This window comes from Streptomyces sp. CNS606 (genome assembly GCF_000426325.1).
On the sequence record NZ_AUFD01000018.1, the window covers coordinates 18,564 to 37,339 of the forward strand.

The window sequence follows — 18,776 nt, forward strand, 5'->3', positions numbered from 1 at the left end:
TTCGTCAGCGGGAGTGGGTGGTGAGGAAGGCGGCGACGGCCGCGACGGTGTCCGTGCGCTTGTCCGGGGAGGCGAAGTCGGCCTCCAGGAGCGTCGCCCGGGGCGCCTCGTCGGCGATCCGCTTGGCGATCACCTCGGGGTGTGCGGGATCGTCGCCGGGCAGCACCAGCAGCGGCACGGGACACCGGGCCATCCACTCCTCGGGCACCGAGAAGTACGCGGAATCCGCGGGGTACAGGCCGTCGCGGAAGCGGACCACGCGGACGACGTAGCGTTCCCGGCGCAGCGCGAGGATCTCGTCGGCGAAGGCGGGGTCGTGATGGAGGCGGGCGGCGAACGGCCCGGCGCCGGGGTGGGCGGCGAACCGCCCGTCCCGCCGCGCGGCGTCGACGACCGCGGCCAGGCCGTCCGCCCGCGGCAGGCGCATGGCCTCGTCGAAGCGGCGCAGGTGCACGGCGAGTCCGCCGCCGGCCGGGTCGACGCCGGCGGGCTGCTGGGCGACGACCGAACGGACGCGCTCCGGCGCGTCGTGGGCCAGCCGCCAGGCCGACGCGGTGCCGTCCCCGGCCGCGACGACGTGCGCCTGCTCGACGCCGAGCACGTCGAGGACGGCGACCAGGTCGGCGGCCGTCTCCGCGTGGTCGAACGCCTCGGCGGGGGCGGTGCTGCGGCCGTCGTGCCGCCGGTCCACGGCGATGATCCGGAAGTCGCGGGAGAGTTCGGCCACCGGGTCGTAGGCGTTGTCCGCCCACGCGTCGCGGCCGCTGCCGGCGCCGCCGGGGGCGAGGAGCAGGACGGCGGGTCCGTCGCCGTGCACCTCGTAGTGCAGGCGGGCACCGTCCGGGCGCTCGATCTCAGGCATGGTCATCCTCCTCGGTGGTGGCGATCCGTGCGATCGCGGTCATGAGTGCGTCCGCCATGGCCGCGGCGTTCGTCAGCGGCGCCGCGTGCGTCCCGTCGATGCGGGAGGTGGTGAAGGGGCCGGTGGTCAGCTCGCGCCACACGCCGGTGGCGCCCTCGGGGAGCACCGGGTCCGCGGTGCCCTCCACCGCGAGGACGGGCAGCGTGAGCGGGGGTCGCTCGGCGTCGCGCACGGCGGTCCGGTGGCTGTCGGCGAGGGCGGTGTCCGCACGCAGCCGCTCGACGTACTCCGCGAGAAGTTCGTCGCTGCGGAGGATCTCCTCGGGCAGCAGCCCGTCGAAGATCTCGGCGAACGTCTCCAGCGCCGGGGCGTCGAAGTCGCCGGTGAGTTCGGCGAGCCGGCGCAGGCCGTCGGTGGGTTCGGCGAGCGGCGGCAGGGCGCAGGCCACGGCGAGCGCGACGGCGGGAACCCCGGGCCGGTGCGCGAGGCGGTGGGCGACCTCCCAGCACAGCCAGGAGCCCTGGCTGTGGCCGAAGAGCACGAACGGGACGTCGAGCCGGCCCGACAGGGCGGCCGTGACGTGGTCGGCGAGGGCCATCATGTCGCGCGCGGGTTCCTCGTCGGTGCGGGCCTCGCGGCCCGGCAGCTGCACCCCGACCAGTTCGACGTCGTCGGGCAGGTGCCGGACCAGGGGCAGGTAGCCGCCGGTCGTGCCGCCCATGCCGGGCACGCAGAACACCCGTGCCCGGGGAGCGCCGGACGGCTTCAGCACCCGCAGCCAGGTCTCGGCGTGACCGGCGGGACGCCGCGGTGCGGTCGGTGCGGCGTCCGGCTCGGGCAGCAGCTCGGCCAGCAGCTGCCGGGCGATGCCGGCGCAGGTCGCGTGCCGCAGGATCGTCTCGCTGGTCACGGCCAGGCCGGTGCGGCGGGTCAGCTCCCTGCGGATGGTCACCGCCATCAGCGAGTCCAGTCCCAGTTCGACCAGGGACCGCTCGTCCGGAACCTCCTCCGCCGGGAGGCCGAGAACGGCCGTCGCCTGTGTGCGCACCAGGTCGGCGACGGTGCGGAGCCGTTCACCGGCGTCCTGGGCGGCGAGCGCGGCGCGCAGGTCGCGACCGGCGGCGCCGTCGGCGGGGACGTCCGGCCCGGGGACCTCGCGGGCCTCGGGAAGATCGTCGAGCAGCGGGCGGGGCCGTGCCGCGCGGTAGGCGGGAGCGAAGCGCGTCCAGTCGATGTCCGCGACGCCGAGGGCCGGGGTGCCGGAGGCGAGGGCGACTTCGAGTGCGTCGAGGGCGGCGGCCGGGGCCATGGAGCGCAGGCCGCGGGCGGCGGCGGTCCGTTCGGCGTCGGCGTCGACCATGCCACCGCCGGACCAGCCGCCCCAGTGGACGACGGTGGCCGTCAGGCCCGCGGCACGCCGGTGCCGCGCGAGGGCTTCCAGTGCGGTGTTGGCGGCGCCGTACACGGCCTGGCCCGCGCCGCCCCACAGGGCCGCGCCGCTGCCGTAGAGCACGAAGGCGTCCAGCGGGTGCCCGGCGAGCGCGTCGTGCAGGTGGCGGGCGCCGAGGACCTTGGCTGCGGCCTCGTCCGCGGCGGCCTCCGGGGTGAGGCCGGTGACGGCGGTCATCCGTGACACCCCGGCGAGGTGGGCGACGAAGGACAGCGGGGCCTCGTCGTCCCGCAGCCGGTTCACCAGGGCGTCGACCTGCGTGCGGTCGGTGACGTCGCACGCCTCGACGGACAGGCGCACCCCGCGGTCGGCGAGGTCGGCGCGGAGCTGCTCGGTCTCCGGGGTGGCGTCCGTCCGGCGCGAGGCCAGCACGACGTGTGCGCAGCCGCGGGCGGCGAGCCGGCGGGCGAGGTGCCTGCCGAGTGCGCCCCGGCCGCCGGTGATCAGGGCCGTGCCCCGTGCCTCCCACGGTGTGCCGGCCGGGCCGGGCTCGGCGCGGCGGAGCCGCCGTACGAAGCGCCCGGCCGGGCGCAGCGCCGCCTGGTCCTCGTTGTCGCCGGCGGTGAGGGCTGCCGCGAGCTGCCCGGCCCACCCGTCGTGCGGTGCCGCGGGCAGGTCGACGGTGCCTCCCCAGCGCAGGGGTTCCTCCAGCGCGGCGACGCGTCCCAGGCCGGTGACGAGGGCCTGTGCGGGGTTCGGGACTCCTTCGGTGCCGTCGACGTCGACGGCACCGCGGGTGACCGCCCACAGCGGGGCGGTCAGCCCGGCGTCGGCGGCTCCCTGGAGCAGTGCCAGCGTGGTGTGCAGCCCTTCGGTGAGGCCGCCGGGGCACCGGGCGTCGTCGGGCGAGGCGAGGGTGACCATCCCGGCCGGTGCGGCCGGCAGGGCCGCGAGGGTGTCGCGCACGGCGGCGCGGTCGCGGGTGGCGCGCATGCGGTGCACGCGCGCCCCGGCGGCCTGCAGCGCCCGGTCGACGGCGTCGGCGGCAGCCGCCTCCCGCTCGGTGTCGACGACGACCCACGGGCCGTCCGTGCGGGCGGGGCCGTGCGGGGCGGGCTGCCAGGCGTCCTCGTAGAGCAGTCCGGCGAGTTCGGCGCGGGACGCCTGCCGCCGCCACCAGGCGCCGAGTAGCGGGCGGATCTCCTCGACGTGGCCGCGGAGGCCGTCCGGGGCGTCGAGGAGGTCGGCGAGCGGGCCGCCGTCCTCCTCGCGCACCGCGTGCCAGAACGCGCCGTCCACGGCGGCGTCGCTCGCCCTGGTGGGCGGGTCGATCCAGAAGCTGCGGCGCTGAAAGGCGTATCCGGGCAGGTCGACGGGCGCGGCCGGAGCGTGGCCGCCGAGCGCGGTGCCCCAGTCGACCCGGTGGCCGCCGGTGTGCAGCAGCCCGAGGTTGCGCAGCAGCGCGGAACGGCCGCCGTCACCACGCTGGAGGCTGCCGACGACCAGGGCCCGCGGGCAGCCCTCGGTGAGCGGCATGGCCAGCACGGGGTGGGGCGCGACCTCGACGAAGACGTCGTGGCCGGTGTCCAGGAGTCGCTGCTGGGCCAGGTCCAGGCGGACGGGCTCGCGCAGGTTCCGGCACCAGTAGGCGGCGTCCAGCTCGTCGCCGCGCAACGCCTCGCCGGTGACGGTGGAGTAGAAGGGGATGTCCGCGGGGCGCGGTGCGAGGCCGGCGAGTGCCGTCTCGATACCGGGCAGCAGGGTGTCCATGTGGCGGCTGTGGGAGGCCACGGGGGCTTCCAGCCTGCCGCACACCACGTCGTCGTCGTCGAGGTCGAACAGCAGTTCCTCGACGGCGTCGGCGTCGCCCGAGACCACCACGGAGCCGGGGGTGTTGACCGCGGCCACGGAGATCCGGTCGCCGTGGCCGGCGATGCGCTGCCGCACCACGTCGAGCGGCTGTTCCACCACTGCCATCGAGCCGACTCCCACGACGTCCTGGAGGGCGCGGCTGCGTACGGCGATGACGCGGGCGCCGTCGGCGAGGCTCAGCGCCCCCGAGACGACGGCGGCGGCCACCTCGCCCTGGCTGTGCCCGGTCACGGCGTCGGGGCGGACGCCGAGTTCGTCCCAGGCGGCGGCGAGCGCCACGTACACGGTGAACATCAGCGGCTGCAGCACGTCCTGCCGCTCCAGCTCCGCTCCGGACGCGTCGCCCTCCAGCAGCGCGGTCACCGAGTGGCCGACGAGCGGCCCGAAGACGGCGTCGCAGGCGTGCACGGTCCGGGCGAATGCGGCGGACTCGGCGAGCAGTTCGCGTCCCATGCCGAGCCACTGCGCGCCCTGGCCGGGGAAGACGAAGACGGTACGGCCGCGGGCGGCGGCGGTGGCGCGGAACAGGTCGGCGTGAGGCCGGTCGTCGGCGAGCGCGCGCAGCGCGGCCGCCGCCCGTGCCGGGGAGCCGGCGTGCACGACGGCGCGTTCGGTGAAGTGCGCGCGGCGCAGGGCGGCGGTGTGGGCGACGTCCCGGACCCGCGTGCCGGGCCGCTGGTCGAGCAGGTCGGCCCAGGCGGCGGCCTGTTCCCGGAGCGCGGTCGCGGTCTTGGCGGAGAGAACGACCGGCAGAGCCGTGTCCGCGGGGGCGGCGGATGCGGGCGCTGCACGGGATGCGGGCGCCGTGCCGTCGGCGGCGACGTCCGACCGGGACGGTTGTTCGAGGACGACGTGGGCGTTGGTGCCGCCGATACCGAACGAGGAGACACCGGCGCGGCGCGGGGCTTCCCCCTCCCAGGCGGTGTGCGCGGTGCCGACGTGGAACAGGGCGGGGTCGAGGCCCATCTCCGGGTTGGGGTGCTCGTAGTGGAGGCTGGGGACGAGTTCGCCGTGCCGGACGCAGAGGGCGGCCTTCACCAGTCCGGCGAGGCCGGCCGTGGCGTCCGCGTGGCCGATGTTGGTCTTCACCGAGCCGAGCACGCACGGAGCCGGCCGTTCGCCACCGCCGAAGACCTGTTGCAGGGCCTGGACTTCGATGGGGTCGCCGAGTGCGGTGGCCGTGCCGTGCGCCTCGACGTAGCCGATGTCGGCGGGCGTCACGCCGGCCTCCGCCTGGGCGGCGGCGACGGCGCGGGCCTGCCCGCCGACGCTGGGCGCGGTGAATCCGGCCTTGTCGGCGCCGTCGTTGTTGACCGCGCTGCCGCGCAGCACGGCGTGGACGCGGTCGCCGGCGGCCTCCGCGTCGGACAGCCTGCGCAGGACCAGTGCCACCACGCCGCTGCCGAAGACCGTGCCGTTGCCCTTCTGGTCGAAGGCGCGGCACTTCCCGTCCGGAGAGACGACCAGGCCTTCCTGGTGGACGAAGCCCTGGACGGTGGGGAGGGTGAGGGAAGAGGCGCCGACGAGGGCGACGTCGGACTCGCCGCGCAGCAGGCTCTCACGGGCGAGGTGGGTGGCGACGAGGCCGGTGGAGCAGGCCGTCTGCACGGTGAGCGCGGGCCCGCGCAGGTCGAGGCGGTGCGCGAGGCGGGTGGCGAGGTAGTCGCCCTTGGTGCCGATCATGGTGCGGTAGAAGGACGAGAGGTCGGTGGTCTCCTCCTGCGGGTAGCCGCCGTAGCCGGCGCCGGCGAAGACGGCCACCGGGCCGTCGACGGCGTGCGGCACGATCCCGGCGTCCTCGAACGCCTGCCAGGAGGTCTCGAGCAGCAGCCGGTGCTGCGGGTCCATGGCCGTCGCCTCGGCGGGGGCGTAGTCGAAGAAGTCGGCGTCGAACAGGTCGGGGTCGGCGACGACGGCCCGGGTGCGCACGTAGTCGGGGCGGGTGAGGTCGTCCGGCGAGACGCCCGCGGCGAGGAGTTCCTCGTCGGTGAACCGGGTCAGGGACTCCACGCCGCCACGCAGGTTCTCCCAGAACGTCGTCAGGTCGGGTGCACCCGGCAGGCGGACGGCGATGCCGACGATCGCGACGGCGTCGTCCCGGGCCGCCGCCCGGCGCACGGCGGGTGCGCCGGCCGGTGCGGGTGCCCCGCGCAGGTGGTCGGCGAGCTTCCGGACGGTGGGGTAGCGGAAGAGGGCGGACAGCGGGAACTCGCGGTCCAGGGCGTCGCACATGACGCGGTGCGCGCGCAGCGCCGTCATGGAGTCGGCGCCGAGCTCGAAGATGCCCCGGTCCGGGTCGATGTCGGTCCGGCCCAGCACGGTCGTCCACGCGGCGGCGATCAGGTGCTCGACGTCACCGGCGGGGGGCGGAGCGGGGGGTGCGTCCCCCGGCCCGGGGGCGGATGCGGCGTCGGGTGCGGTGGGTTCGGGCGCGGGGAGCCGGATGAGGGCGCCGCGGTCGATCTTCTCGTTGGGGGTGTGCGGGAGGGCGCCGAGAGCGAGGATCCGCGCGGGCACCATGGCGGCGGGCAGCCGCTCGCGGAGCAGGTCGGGCAGGTCGGGCAGGTCGGGCAGGTCGGCCGGATCGAACGCGGCGCCGGCGGGCGACCAGTACAGGAAGATCCGGGGTTCGCCGTCGGCGTCCGGGCGCACGACGGCCGCGCACTCGGCGACGGCGGGGTGCTCGGCGGCGACGGACTCGATCTCGCCCGGCTCGATGCGGTGACCGCGCAGCTTGACCTGCGCGTCGGTGCGGCCGCAGAACTCCAGGGTGCCGTCGGCGCGGTGCCGCACCACGTCCCCGGTGCGGTACATGCGGGCGTCGTCGCCGTCGGCGAACGGGTCGCGGACGAACCGTTCGGCGGTGAGCGAGGGCTGTCCGAGGTAGCCGCGGGTCACGGCCCGTCCGCCGATGTGGAGTTCGCCGCGGAAGCCGCGCGGCACCGGCCGGCCGCCGCCGTCGAGCACGTACAGCCGGTTGCCGTGGAGCGGCTCGCCGAGGCTGATCTCGCCGGGTGTCACCGTCCAGGCGGACGACCAGACCGTGGTCTCGGTCGGTCCGTACATGTTGGTCAGCTCGCCGCGCAGCAGGCCGGTGAGCCTGCGGGCAAGGGCGCGGTCCAGCGGTTCGCCGCCGACCAGCATCCGGTCCAGGTGCGCCACCAGGGCGCGGCCGTCGGCGTCGGCGAGCAGCATGCGGGCCAGGGACGGCGTGCACTGGAGGTGGGTCGGCGCCCAGTGGGCGTGGGCGGCCCAGTCGGCGGCGTTGCCGCCGGCCACGACGACGCGGTAGCCACGGGTCAGGGTCCAGAGCAGTTCGAGGGTCGAGATGTCGAACGACAGGCTGGTGACGGCCAGCCAGGTGTCGCCGGGGCCGCCGCCGACGCGTTCGTCCATGGCGCGGCAGAAGCCGGCGAACTGGTCGTGTCCGACCAGCACGCCCTTCGGCCGGCCGGTGGAGCCGGAGGTGTGGATGACGTATGCCAGGTCGTCCGGGACCGGGCCGGCCGACGGCTCCGGCAGCTGTTCGGCGGGCGGGTCCTCGGGGTCGGTGACGAGGACGTCGACGCCCTCGCCGAAGGGGCCTTCGCCGTCGGGCGCGCAGATCACGACCCGCAGGCCGCTGTCCTGTGCCACGTACTCGAGCCGGGCCCGGGGGTAGGCCGGGTCGAGCGGCACGTACGCGGCGCGGGCGAGCCAGGTGGCCAGCACCGCGACGACCAGGTCGACGGAACGCGGCAGGTGGACGCCGACGAACGCGCCCGGGCCCACGCCGCGTTCACGCAGCCGGTCGGCGAGGGCACCCGCCCGCAGCAGCGTCTCCCGGTAGGTGAGGCGCCGGTCGGAGTCGGCCAGGGCGACGGCGTCGGGGGTGCGGGCGGCCTGGGCGATGATGCGGTCGAGCGCGGTGTCGGTGCCGGGCCGGTCCGCCTGGTCGGCGGCGGAACGCCCGGTCCACTCCTCGAAGCAGGCGCGCTCTTCCGCGCCGAGCAGGTCGTAGCAGCTCAGCGGCCGGGCCGGGTCGCGCAACAGGTCGGCGAGCAGCGCGAGGTAGTTCTCCGTCATGCGCCGGGCGGTGTCGGCGTCGACCGCCTGGGACCGGAACTCCAGCTCGCCGAGCAGTCCGCCTCCGGAGGGGGCGAGGGTGAGCCCGAGTTCGGACTTGGCCACGCCGCGCGGGGTGCCGGTGAGGGCCGTGTCGTCCGAGGGCACCCACGCTTCCGCGTCCTCGCCGAGCACGGGCAGCGCGGTCGCCCGGTAGTTGAACAGCACCCGGAACAGCGGGTTCTCGTCGGCGTTGCGGGCGGCGTCCACGGCCGCGACCACGTCGGTGAGCGGCACGTGCTGGTGCTCGGCCGTGGCCTGGACGCGGGCGGCGGTGGCGGCGAGGAAGTCCTCGAAGGTCGGGTCGCCGGACATCTCGCAGCGCAGCGGCAGGGTGTTGACGAGAAACCCGACGAGGTCCTCGGTACCGGCGGGGCGGCGGTTGGCCCAGATGGTGCCCATGCCGAAGTCGGTGCTGCCGGTGCTGCGGCCGAGGAGCACCGCGAACGCGGAGGCGTAGACGGTGAACGGGGTCGCCCCGGTGCGCGCCGCCAACGCCTCCAGGTCGCGGTGGACGTCCTCCGGCACCGCGAAGCCGACGGTGCCGTCCTCCGCGGATGCGTCCTGCTGCTGGGGGAGTTCGAGACGGCCCAGGCCGTCCAGCTCCTCGGCGAAGTGGCTGAGGCCGGCCTCGAAGTGGCCTTCCGCGGCGGCACGCCGCTGCCAGTGGGCGTAGTCGCCGAGCTGCGGCGGGACGGTGCCCTCCGCCGGTTCCGCGCCACCGGCCAGCTCGCGGTACAGGGTGTGGAGCTGGTCGAGGAGCAGGGTCAGCGACCAGCCGTCCGCGATGGCGTGGTGCACCGTCAGGCACAGCAGCTGTGCGCCGCCGGCCAGGTCGAGCAGCAGTAGGCGCAGCATCGACGGGCCGGACAGGTCGAAGGGGGCGCGTTCCTCGGCGCGTATCCGTTCCGCCACGGCGCCGCCCGCGGGGTCGGCGCCGGAGAGGTCCTCGTGCCGGAAGGGGACGGCGGGGTCCTCGTGAACGACCTGAACCAGGTCGCCGTCGCGCATCCGGAGGCCGGTGCGGAGCGACTCGTGGCGGGCGAGGAGGCGGTGCAGCGCGGCGGCCAGCACGTCCGGGTCGAGCGGCCGGGCGACGCGCAGCGTCACCGGGGCGTTGTAGTGGCAGTTGCCGGGGTCGAGTTGCTCCAGGAACCACAGCCGGCGCTGCCCGTCGGTGGCCGGGTGGACGTCGCGGCGGGCCGCCCGCTCCAGCGGGGGGCCGTCGTCGGCCGCCTCGTGGTCGCCGCGGAGTACGTCGAGGACGTGCGCGGCGAGTCCGGCGGCGGTGGGGTGCGCGAACGCGACGTTGGTCGCGAGGGTGACGTCGGCGAGCCGGGCCAGCCGGTTGCGGAGCTGAAGGCCCATGATCGAGTCCAGCCCGAGTTCCTGGAGGCGGCGGTCGGCGTCGACCGGCTCGTCCTGCCCCAGCAGGGCTGCCGCCTCCCGGCACACCAGGCCGGCGAGCTGCTCCCGGGCCTCCTCGGCGGGCAGGACCGCGAGCCGGCGGCGCAGACCCGCCTGCCCGGCGGACTCCGTCTCCCCCGACGCGGCGGGGGCGAGGGACAGGCCGGGGTTTCCCGCGCCGTTCCGGGGCGCGTCGACCCAGAAGCGGCGGCCCTGGAACGCGTACGTCGGGGGGACCGGCAGCCGGTGCCGGGCGACGGTGCCGAGGACGCGGTCCCACGCCACCGGGTGGCCGTGCGCGTGCAGGGTGCTCAGTGCGCGCAGGAACTCGTCCATGCCGCCCCGGTCGCGGCGCAGCGTGCCGGTCACCACACCCCCGGAGGCGGCGGTGGCGCCGGTGAGCGGCATGCCGAGCACCGGGTGGGCGCTGATCTCGACGAACACGCCGTGGCCGTCGGCGACGAGCCGCTCCAGCGCGCGGTCCATACGCACGGTGTCGCGCAGGTTGCGGCACCAGTAGGCGCCGTCCAGTGCGGTGCCGGGCTGCAGGGCCCCGGTCACCGTCGAGTAGAAGGGGACCCGCCACTCCTGCGGACGCAGGCCGGTGAACCGCTCGGCCAGGCCGGGGAGGATCGGGTCGACGTGGGCGCAGTGGCCCGCCGCGGGGGCGTTGAGGCGTCTGCGGAAGACGTCCCGCCCCTCCATTCCGGCGAGCAGCGCGTCCACGGCGTCCGGGTCGCCGGACACGACGGTGGAGCCGGGGGTGTTGACCAGGGCGACGGACAGCGCGTCGCCGTAGGGGGCGATGAGCTCGGCCACCTCGGCGGCGGGCAGTTCCAGCAGGGCCATGGCGCCCTTGCCGCTGCAGTCGCGCAGCAGTGCCTGACTGCGCAGGGCGACGATCGTGGCGGCGTCCGGGAGAGAGAGGGCGCCTGCGGCCACGGCCGCCGGAACCTCGCCCTGGCTGCTGCCGACCACGGCGGCCGGTTCCAGGCCGAGCGAACGCCACACGGCGGTGAGGCCGACGGCCATGGTGAACAGCGCGGGCTGCAGCACGTCCAGCCGGTCGAAGGGCAGGCCCTCCGTGTCGTTCCCGGCGAGGAGGTCGCGGATCGACCAGTCCAGCCAGGGGCGGAAGGCCCGGTCGCAGTCGTCGACGGCACCCGCGAACACCTCGGACTCGGTGAGCAGGCGCCGGCCCATGTCCCGCCACTGGCTGCCGTGGCCGGGGTAGACGAACACCACGGTGCCGCGCTCCGCGGCCGTTCCCTCCACCACGTCGTCGTGCGGCAGGCCGTCGGCGAGCGCGCGCAGCCCGCTCTCGGCCTCGCCGGTGTTCGCGGCGAGCACGGCGGCGCGCGCGGGGAGGTGCGCGCGGCCGAGGGCCGCGGCGCGCGCGACGTCGGCGGGCGACGCGTCGGCGGTGGGCTCGGCGGGGTGGGCGGCGAACCAGTCGGCCCAGCGGGCGGCCTGGGCACGCAGCGCCTCGGTGTCGCGTGCCGAGAGCACGATCGGCACGGCGCCGGCCGGCGGCACCGTGTCCGCCGCGGGGGCGGCGGCGTCCGGGGTTTCGGCCGCGCCTTCCGGTGCCGCGCCCCCCGTCGCGGCGTGCGCGTCCTGCGGAACCGGTGGGGCCTCCTCGACGATCAGGTGGGCGTTGGTGCCGCTGATGCCGAACGAGGAGACCCCCGCACGGCGCGGGCGGTCCCCGCCGTTCCACGGCCGCGCGCCGTCCAGCAGCCGGATGCCGCTGGCCTCCCAGGCGATGTGCGGACTGGCTTCGGCGGTGTGCAGGGACTCCGGCAGGCGGTCGTGCCGGAGGGCGAGCACCATCTTCATCACGCCGGCGACGCCCGCGGCGGCCTGCGTGTGACCGAGGTTGGACTTGGACGAACCGAGCAGCAGCGGCCGGTCGGCCGCCCTGCCGGGCCCGAAGACCTCCGCGAGCGCGCCCGCCTCGATCGGGTCGCCGAGCGGGGTGCCGGTGCCGTGCGCCTCCACGGCGTCGATGTCCGCCGGGGACAGGCGGGCGGCGGCCAGCGCGTCGCGGATCACCCGCTGCTGGGCCGGGCCGTTGGGCGCGGTGAGCCCCTGGCTGGCGCCGTCCTGGTTGACGGCCGAGCCGCGGATCACCGCCAGCACCGGGTCGCCGTCGCGCCGTGCCGCGGACAGCGGCTTGAGCAGCAGCATGCCGCAGCCCTCGGACCAGCCGCCGCCGTCGGCCTGCGCGGAGAAGCTCTTGCACCGCCCGTCGGGGGCCATCGCTCCCAGCCGGCTGGACTCGACGAACAGCGCGGGCGAGTTCATCACGGTGACGCCGCCGGCCAGCGCGGTGTCGCACTCCCCGGCGCGCAGCGCGGCGCACGCCATGTGGACGGCCACCAGCGACGAGGAGCAGGCGGTGTCCACGGTGACGGACGGGCCCTGGAGGCCGAGGAGGTAGGACAGCCGGCCGGAGACGACGCTGCCGGATATGCCGGTGCCCTGGTAGCCGTCCAGCACCTCCAGCCCGGCCTGTCCGGTGCCGTAGTCGGAGCGCATGGCGCCCAGGTACACGCCGGTGCGGCTGCCGCCCAGCGACGTCGGCGGCAGCGACGCGCGTTCCAGCGCCTCCCAGGCCGTCTCCAGCACCAGCCGCTGCTGCGGGTCCATGGACAGGGCCTCGCGGGGCGGGATGCCGAAGAACTCCGCGTCGAACTCCTCCACCCCGGCGAGGAAACCGCCCTCCTGCGCGTAGCTCTTGCCGAACGCACCCGGGTCCGCGTCGTACAGGTCGAGTTCCGCCCACCGCTCCGGGAACGGCCCGATGGCGTCGCCGCCGCGCGCGAGGAGGTCCCAGTACTCCTCCGGGGTGCGGATGCCCCCGGGCAGCCGGCAGGACATCGACACGATGGCGACGGGTTCGGTCCGCCGTTCCTCGAGTTCCGCGTTGCGCTGCTGGAGTTGCAGGACGGCGGCCATGGCGCGGCGCAGCCGCTCCTCGTTCGCTTGAGCGTTCATCTCGGCCTTCCGTCTCTCTTCGGCGGTGCGGTGGCGGCGGGCGGAAAGGGGCGGTGGGGGACGGTGAGGACGGTCAGCGTTCGACGGTGACGTCCATGTACGGCGGGAAGCCCGGCACGTGGGAGCCGTCGTGCTCCAGCAGCCGGACGCCGTCGTGGGCCGCGATCTCGCGGAAGCCGGAGAACTTGTAGGTGACGAACATGGTCCGGTTGCGCTCGGTGGGGACGAACTCGGCGCGCAGGGCGACGCCGGCCGTGCGGGCGCTGCGGATCAGGTGGTTGAGCAGCACGGTGCCGACACCGCGGGACATCACCCGGCAGGACATCAGCAGCAGCTTCACGGTCCAGGCGTCCTCGCCGCGTTCGACGAGGGACAGGCCGATCCGGCCGTAGCTGCCGTACCGGTCGTCCAGGCCCGCGACCAGCAGGTCGTGCCGCGGGGAGCGGCGGAGGGTGTCGAGCTCGTCGTAGGAGTAGGTGTAGCCGGTGGCGTTGAGCTGGTTGGTGCGGACGGTCAGCTCCTCGGCCCGCTGGAGGTCCCGCTCGCGGGCGGGCGCGATGGTGAAGCGCATGCCGAGCGAGGCGAGGAACTCCTCGTCCGTGCCGTGGTGGGTCTCCTGCGCCTCCCGGCGCCGTTCGTCGGCGCGGTAGAGGTGGCGCCGTTCGCGGGAGTCGGGGGTGACGAACCGGGGCCGCATGCGAGGCATGTCCGGCATCCGGGCGGCGTCGACGGCGTCGATGCACAGCACCTGGGGGTGCGCGAAGGCGACCTCGTCGCGTTCGAAGGGCTGGTCGTCGACGAAGGCCAGGGTGTCGACGCCGATGTTGAGGGCCTCCGCGACGGCCCGTACGGAGGCGGACTTGTTGCCCCAGTTGATCTGCGGGTGGAGGAAGTACTCGGCGATGCCGAACTCCTCCAGCTTCGCCATCGCCGCGTCGTGGTCGTTGCGGCTGGCGACCGCGTGCAGGATGCCGCGCTCGTCGAGGGTGCGGAGCACGTCGACGACGCCGGGCCGCAGCGTGACGTCGCCGTCCTCGAGCAGCACCCCGTCCCAGACGGTGTGGTCGAGGTCCCACACCACGCACTTGACGGTGGTGACGGCGGTGGCGGTCATCGGTTCCTCCTCGGGGCGTGGTCCTGGAACGCGTACTCGGCCAGGCCGACCTGGTGAAGCTGGGTGCTGCCCTCGATGACCTCCATGACCTTGGAGTCGCCGAGAAGCCGCTGCACGGGGAAGTCGGAGCTGCACCCGTTGGCGCCGTGGAGCTGCACGGCGTCGGCGGCGGCGCGGCCGGCCGCCGATGCCGCGAAGTACTTCGCGGCCGAGGTCGCGCTCAGCGCGCCCGGGTCCCGTTCGTCCCGGAGCCGGCCGGCCTCCAGGCACATGAGGCGCGCCGCGCGGGCGTCGGTGTACATGTCGCTGATCATGCGGCGGACCAGCTGGTGCTCCCGGATCAGCGAGCCGAACTGCTCCCGGCGGCCCGCGTAGTCGACGCTCGCCTCCACGCAGGCGTCGAGGATGCCGACGCAGCCCCAGCCGACCGTGTAGCGGCCGAGGTCGAGTGCGGCACCGGTCACGTGCGAGACGCCCAGACCGGGCCGGGCCAGCACGTTGCCGGCCGGCACCCGGCATCCGTCGAGGTGGACGTCGGCGGTCATGGAGGCGCGGATGCCGATCAGGTCCTCGATCAGCTCGGTGCGCAGACCGGGGGTGCCGCGTTCGACGAGCAGCGCCGTGGGTCCCTCCTCGGAGCGGCCCACGACCAGGAACACGTCGGCGCTCGCCCCGTACGTCGTCCAGCGCTTGCGGCCGTCCACGATCCAGTGGTCGCCGTCCCGGGTGAGGCGGGTGGTCACCGCCGCCGCGTCGGAGCCGACGCCCGGTTCGGAGACGGCGAGGGCGCCGACGCTCTCGCCGCGGGCGAGCCGCGGCAGCCAGTGCTCCTGCTGGTCGCGGCTCCCCCACCGGGCGACGGCATGCGCCACCATCGTGTGCACGGTGAGCAGGCTGCGGACGGACGAGCAGGCCCGGCCCAGCTCTGCGGCGAGCAGGCCGAGGGTGACGGCGTCGCAGCCACCGCCCCCGTGCCGGGCGGCGACGGGCAGGCCGAGCAGGCCCTCGCCGGCGAGCAGCCGGACCACGTCCGGCGGGGTGCGCTGCGCGCGGTGCCAGGCGTCGGCGTGCGGCATGAGATGACGGTCGGCGAAGGCGCGGAACTCCTTGCGGGCCTGTGCCTGTTCGGCCGTGAGCGCTCCGGTCATGGTGGCGTACCCCCGTCTACTGCGGGACCGTCGCGGCGGACTTCCGCGCGACGAAGGCGTCGATGGCGCCGACGGACCGGAAGTTGTCCAGCTCCAGGTCGTCGTTCTCGACGGTGACGCCGAACTCGTGCTCCACGAAGGACACCAGCTGCATGGCGAACATCGAGCTGACGAAGCCGAGCGCGAAGATGTCGTCGTCGTCCTTCAGCTCGTGCACCGGGAAGAAGCGCGAGAGGTAGTCGGCGATCCTCGTCCTGCTGTCCGTGCTCATCGGGTTCCGTCCTGTCGTGTCGGAGTTGCGGGAGGGTGCGGAGGGTGCGGAGGGTGCGGAGCGGTACGGGGGTGCGGTGGCGTGCACCGGATCCCGCGTCTCAGCGGTAGGTGTGGAATCCCTCACCGCTCTTCCGCCCCAGCAGGCCGGCGGCGACCATCTTCTTGAGCAGCGGGCAGGGCCGGTACTTGTCGTCGTTGTAGCTCTCGTAGAGCACCTCGACGGACTTGAGGATGGTGTCCAGGCCGATCAGGTCGGCCGTTTCCAGCGGTCCCATGCGGTGGTCGAAGCAGGTCTTGAACAGCCGGTCGACGTCGGCGGCCGGGGCGACTCCGTCCTGGACGAGGAAGGCGGCCTCGTTGACGGTGAGCATCAGCACCCGGTTGGAGACGAAGCCGGGCATGTCCTCGACGACGATGCAGTCCTTGTCCATGCCCGCGAGGAACCGGCGCGCGGCCTCCACGGTCTCCGGCGTCGTGTGGTGGCCGCGGATCACCTCGACCATCGGCTTCATCGGCACCGGGTTCATGAAGTGCATGCCGATCACGCGCTCGGGGCGGGTGGTGGCGGAGGCGACGCGGGTGATGGAGAGCGCCGAGGTGTTGACGGCGAACACCACCTCCGGGCGGACGATGCGGTCGATCCGCTCGTACACCGCCTTCTTGGTCTCCCAGTCCTCGGTGACGTTCTCCACCACGAAGTCCGCCTTGGCCAGGAGCGCGTCGTCGGTGGTGAACTCGATCCGGCTCAGGACGTCGGCGTGGTCGAGGCGCGGGCCCTTGCCGAACAGCGCCTGCGCGCGCAGCCCGTCCCGGAGGTTCCTGCGGGCGCCGTCCAGCACCTCCTCGGACACGTCGACCAGCACGACGTGGTGCCCGGTCGTCGCGAGGCTCTGCGCGACGCCGACGCCCATCACGCCGGCGCCGACGACTCCTACGGTGGGGAACTCCATGTCAGGTCCGTCCTTCGTCAACGGTCGCCGCGGACGGCGTAGATGTTGTGGATGTCGGTGCCGACGTACAGCTCGTCCTGCTCGACGGTGACGGCGAAGCCGCGGTCGCCCAGGCGCCGCGCCAGGCGTTCGACCTCGCCGTCCGCGTCGTGCGCCTCCAGCACCATCTGCCGGATCAGGGGCCAGTGCTCGTCGTCGATGCCGTCGAGCACCTGGCGTTCGCTCTTCTGCACGTCGATCTTGATGAGGTCGATGCGCTCGATCCCCTGCTCCCGGATGACGGCGCTGAGCGGCCGCAGCCGGGCGGTGAACTCCATGGCGGCGAGGCGGACGCCGAGCAGTTCCTCGGAGCCGGCCAGCGAAGCGGGCTCCTCGGGCTCCGCCGTCTCCGCGGGCCGCACGGCCTCCGCGGGCTCCGCGCCGGTCTTCTGCTGGTTCGCGATGATGGTGCGCAGGTTGTGCTTCTCCTCCTCCTCGTCCGGGTGGAAGGAGGACATGCCCGAGCTGCGCGGGTAGAAGGTGAACGTCGCCTCGCCCTCGGCGTCGGAGAGGCCGGTCTCGAACAGCTCGGCGTTCACCCCGTGGTCGGCGACGTTCTGCCGGAGCAGCGCGAACATGGGCGGCGCCGGCTCGAAGGCGTACACCTTCACGTCGCGGGCCTCGTGGTGGGCGAAGAGGGTGAAGAGGCCGAGGTTGCCGCCGACGTCCACGACCGTCGCGCCGTCCGGCACGCTGATGCCGTTCTTGGCGTAGGTGCGGTGTTCGAAGATGTCCTCGTAGAAGTGGCGGGTCTCCGCCTCGTTCTGGTGGACGACGGTCATGCCGTTGGGCAACCGGAAGCGGGCCTGCGCGCGACCGGTGTGCGAGGTGCCGGCACCGTCCTCGGCGAGCAGGCCGCCGGCCCGCAGGGTGTCGATCGCGTCGGCCATCCGGTGCAGCGTCGCGTTCTCGTAGACCTGTCGCAGGGTCAGTTCCACGTCGAAGGCGCGCTTCACCCGCAGGGTCAGCCGGGTGGCGAGCAGGGAGTTGCCGCCGAGTTCGAAGAAGCTGGTGTCGTAAGGGAGTTCGTCCGTCTTCAGCAGCCTCGCCCAGAGCGCGTGCAGCTCCCGTCCGGTGCCGGTGGGTTCGTGGTCCGTACCGGGCTGCCGCACGGCGGTCGCCGCCGCGTCGGCCACGGTGTCCAGTTCGTCGGCGGGGAAGCCGCTCCAGTCGATGTCGGCACCGGCCAGCCAGAGCCGTCCCAGCGCCTTCAGCGCGACGGCGGAGTCCGAGCGGTTCTCCAGCGGGTGGCGCATGGAGGCGACGACGGTACGGTCCCGGCCGTCGGCGACGGCGATGCTGCTGAGGGTCTGGCCGGGGCCGGTCTCCAGCAGCAGCGGGACGTCGGCGAGCGCGCGCATGCCGTCGGCGAAGCGGACCGGGCTGACCAGGTGCCGGGCCCAGTAGGCGGGGTCGGTGGCGTCGGCGTCGGTGATCGGACGGCCGGTGACGTTGGAGACGTACGGGACGCGGGGCGCGTGCAGCGTCAGGGTCCGTGCCAGGGCGGTGAGTTCGGCCACGGCCGGTTCCATCATGGCGGTGTGGAAGGCATGGGTGGTCTGGACGCGTCGGCAGGTGACGCCGTCCGCGCGGAGGGCGGTCTCCAGCGCGGCCACGTCGGCCACGGGTCCGCCGACGACGCACAGCTCGGGGCCGTTCACCGCGGAAAGCGACAGCGTCCCGCCGAGTCGCGGCAGCACCGCCTCCTCGGGGAGCAGCACGGCGAGCATGGCCCCCTCGGGCAGCGCGTCGATCAGCGCGGCCCGCCGGGCGACCAGACGCAGCGCGTCCGTCTCGGACAGCACGCCGGCGAGCGCGGCGGCCACGTACTCGCCGAGGCTGTAGCCGATCATGAGGGCCGGCCGTGCGCCCCACGACTCCCACAGCCGCGCGAGTGCGTACTCGACGACGAACAGCGCGGGCTGTGCGAGACGGGTCCGGTCGAGGCGACGTTCCGTGGCGCTGCGGCCGGGCTCTCCGTCCGCGTCCTCGGCGGCCGGGCCTTCGGCGCGGCCGAGCATGCGGCGCAGGTCGATCGCGGGCGCGGCGCCGGCGGGCCGGTCGTCGTCGGACGCGGGGAAGACCACCTCGCGCAGATCGACGCCGAGTTCGGGCGCCAGGGCCTCGGCGCACCGGTCGACGGTCTCCCGGAAGACGGCGAAGTCGCGGTACAGGTCGCGGCCCATGTGCAGGTGGTGGTCGCCGAGGCCGGGGAACATGAAGGCCACCGGGGCGGCGTCACGGGTCCGCTCGGCACCGAGTTCCGTGGCGCCCTCCGCACCGGCGAGGACCGCCCCGCGGTGGCCGGTGTCCGCGCCCTGTGCGGTGCTGATGCGGACCGGCACCCGCTCGTCGCCGGTGTTCCGGGCGAACCGGCCCTTGAGACCCGCGACTCCGGCGTCCCGCGAGGCTCCGCTGGTCCCGCCGACGAGGGCGAGGTGCCAGCGCACCGGCTCGGACGACCGTGCCGCCCGCACCGTGTCCTCGGGCCTGATGATGTTGACGCTCATGCCTCTCCTCGAAGTCTCGGGCCCGCCGGAGCCGCGCCGGGCGACTTGGGCGCCCGCGCTGCTTCCGAGGTTGTCCGTCGGCAGCCGACTGTCGGCTCGTCGGCTAG

Annotated in this window: 7 protein-coding genes; all 7 read right to left on the minus strand. The window is 74.8% G+C overall.

What is annotated here, in order from left to right; genetic code table 11:
* Positions 1 to 4: 4 nt before the first annotated feature.
* The gene (locus K304_RS0114120; protein WP_027764272.1) at positions 5 to 862 is read right to left on the minus strand and encodes an alpha/beta fold hydrolase; all 858 of its coding nucleotides are present in this window, start codon (positions 860 to 862) and stop codon (positions 5 to 7) included.
* On the minus strand, positions 855 to 12,635 hold the full coding sequence (locus K304_RS28995; RefSeq protein WP_037790435.1) for a hybrid non-ribosomal peptide synthetase/type I polyketide synthase: 11,781 nt from the start codon (positions 12,633 to 12,635) through the stop codon (positions 855 to 857). The genes K304_RS0114120 and K304_RS28995 overlap by 8 nt, the downstream gene beginning before the upstream one ends.
* A gap of 73 nt (positions 12,636 to 12,708) precedes the next feature.
* Positions 12,709 to 13,749 carry an HAD-IIIC family phosphatase gene (locus K304_RS0114130; RefSeq protein ID WP_027764273.1) on the minus strand — a complete coding sequence of 347 codons (1,041 nt, stop codon included), beginning with the start codon at positions 13,747 to 13,749 and terminating at the stop codon, positions 12,709 to 12,711.
* A complete protein-coding gene (locus K304_RS0114135) occupies positions 13,746 to 14,897 on the minus strand; it encodes an acyl-CoA dehydrogenase family protein (RefSeq protein ID WP_027764274.1) in 1,152 nt (383 codons plus the stop codon). The genes K304_RS0114130 and K304_RS0114135 overlap by 4 nt, the downstream gene beginning before the upstream one ends.
* A 16-nt stretch (positions 14,898 to 14,913) precedes the next feature.
* Positions 14,914 to 15,168 carry an acyl carrier protein gene (locus K304_RS0114140; RefSeq protein WP_027764275.1) on the minus strand — a complete coding sequence of 85 codons (255 nt, stop codon included), beginning with the start codon at positions 15,166 to 15,168 and terminating at the stop codon, positions 14,914 to 14,916.
* A gap of 100 nt (positions 15,169 to 15,268) precedes the next feature.
* Complete coding sequence (locus K304_RS0114145) at positions 15,269 to 16,120, minus strand: 3-hydroxyacyl-CoA dehydrogenase NAD-binding domain-containing protein (RefSeq protein ID WP_027764276.1); 852 nt, start codon at positions 16,118 to 16,120, stop codon at positions 15,269 to 15,271.
* Positions 16,121 to 16,137: 17 nt separating this feature from the next.
* On the minus strand, positions 16,138 to 18,669 hold the full coding sequence (locus K304_RS31715; RefSeq protein WP_051308448.1) for an FkbM family methyltransferase: 2,532 nt from the start codon (positions 18,667 to 18,669) through the stop codon (positions 16,138 to 16,140).
* Positions 18,670 to 18,776: the final 107 nt, after the last annotated feature.

Coding starts and splice junctions, on each gene's coding strand:
- K304_RS31715 (WP_051308448.1), bottom strand. CDS start 18,669: ATGAGCGTCAACATCATCAGGCCCGAGGACACGGTGCGGGCGGCACGG.
- K304_RS0114145 (WP_027764276.1), bottom strand. CDS start 16,120: ATGGAGTTCCCCACCGTAGGAGTCGTCGGCGCCGGCGTGATGGGCGTC.
- K304_RS28995 (WP_037790435.1), bottom strand. CDS start 12,635: ATGAACGCTCAAGCGAACGAGGAGCGGCTGCGCCGCGCCATGGCCGCC.
- K304_RS0114140 (WP_027764275.1), bottom strand. CDS start 15,168: ATGAGCACGGACAGCAGGACGAGGATCGCCGACTACCTCTCGCGCTTC.
- K304_RS0114135 (WP_027764274.1), bottom strand. CDS start 14,897: ATGACCGGAGCGCTCACGGCCGAACAGGCACAGGCCCGCAAGGAGTTC.
- K304_RS0114130 (WP_027764273.1), bottom strand. CDS start 13,749: ATGACCGCCACCGCCGTCACCACCGTCAAGTGCGTGGTGTGGGACCTC.
- K304_RS0114120 (WP_027764272.1), bottom strand. CDS start 862: ATGCCTGAGATCGAGCGCCCGGACGGTGCCCGCCTGCACTACGAGGTG.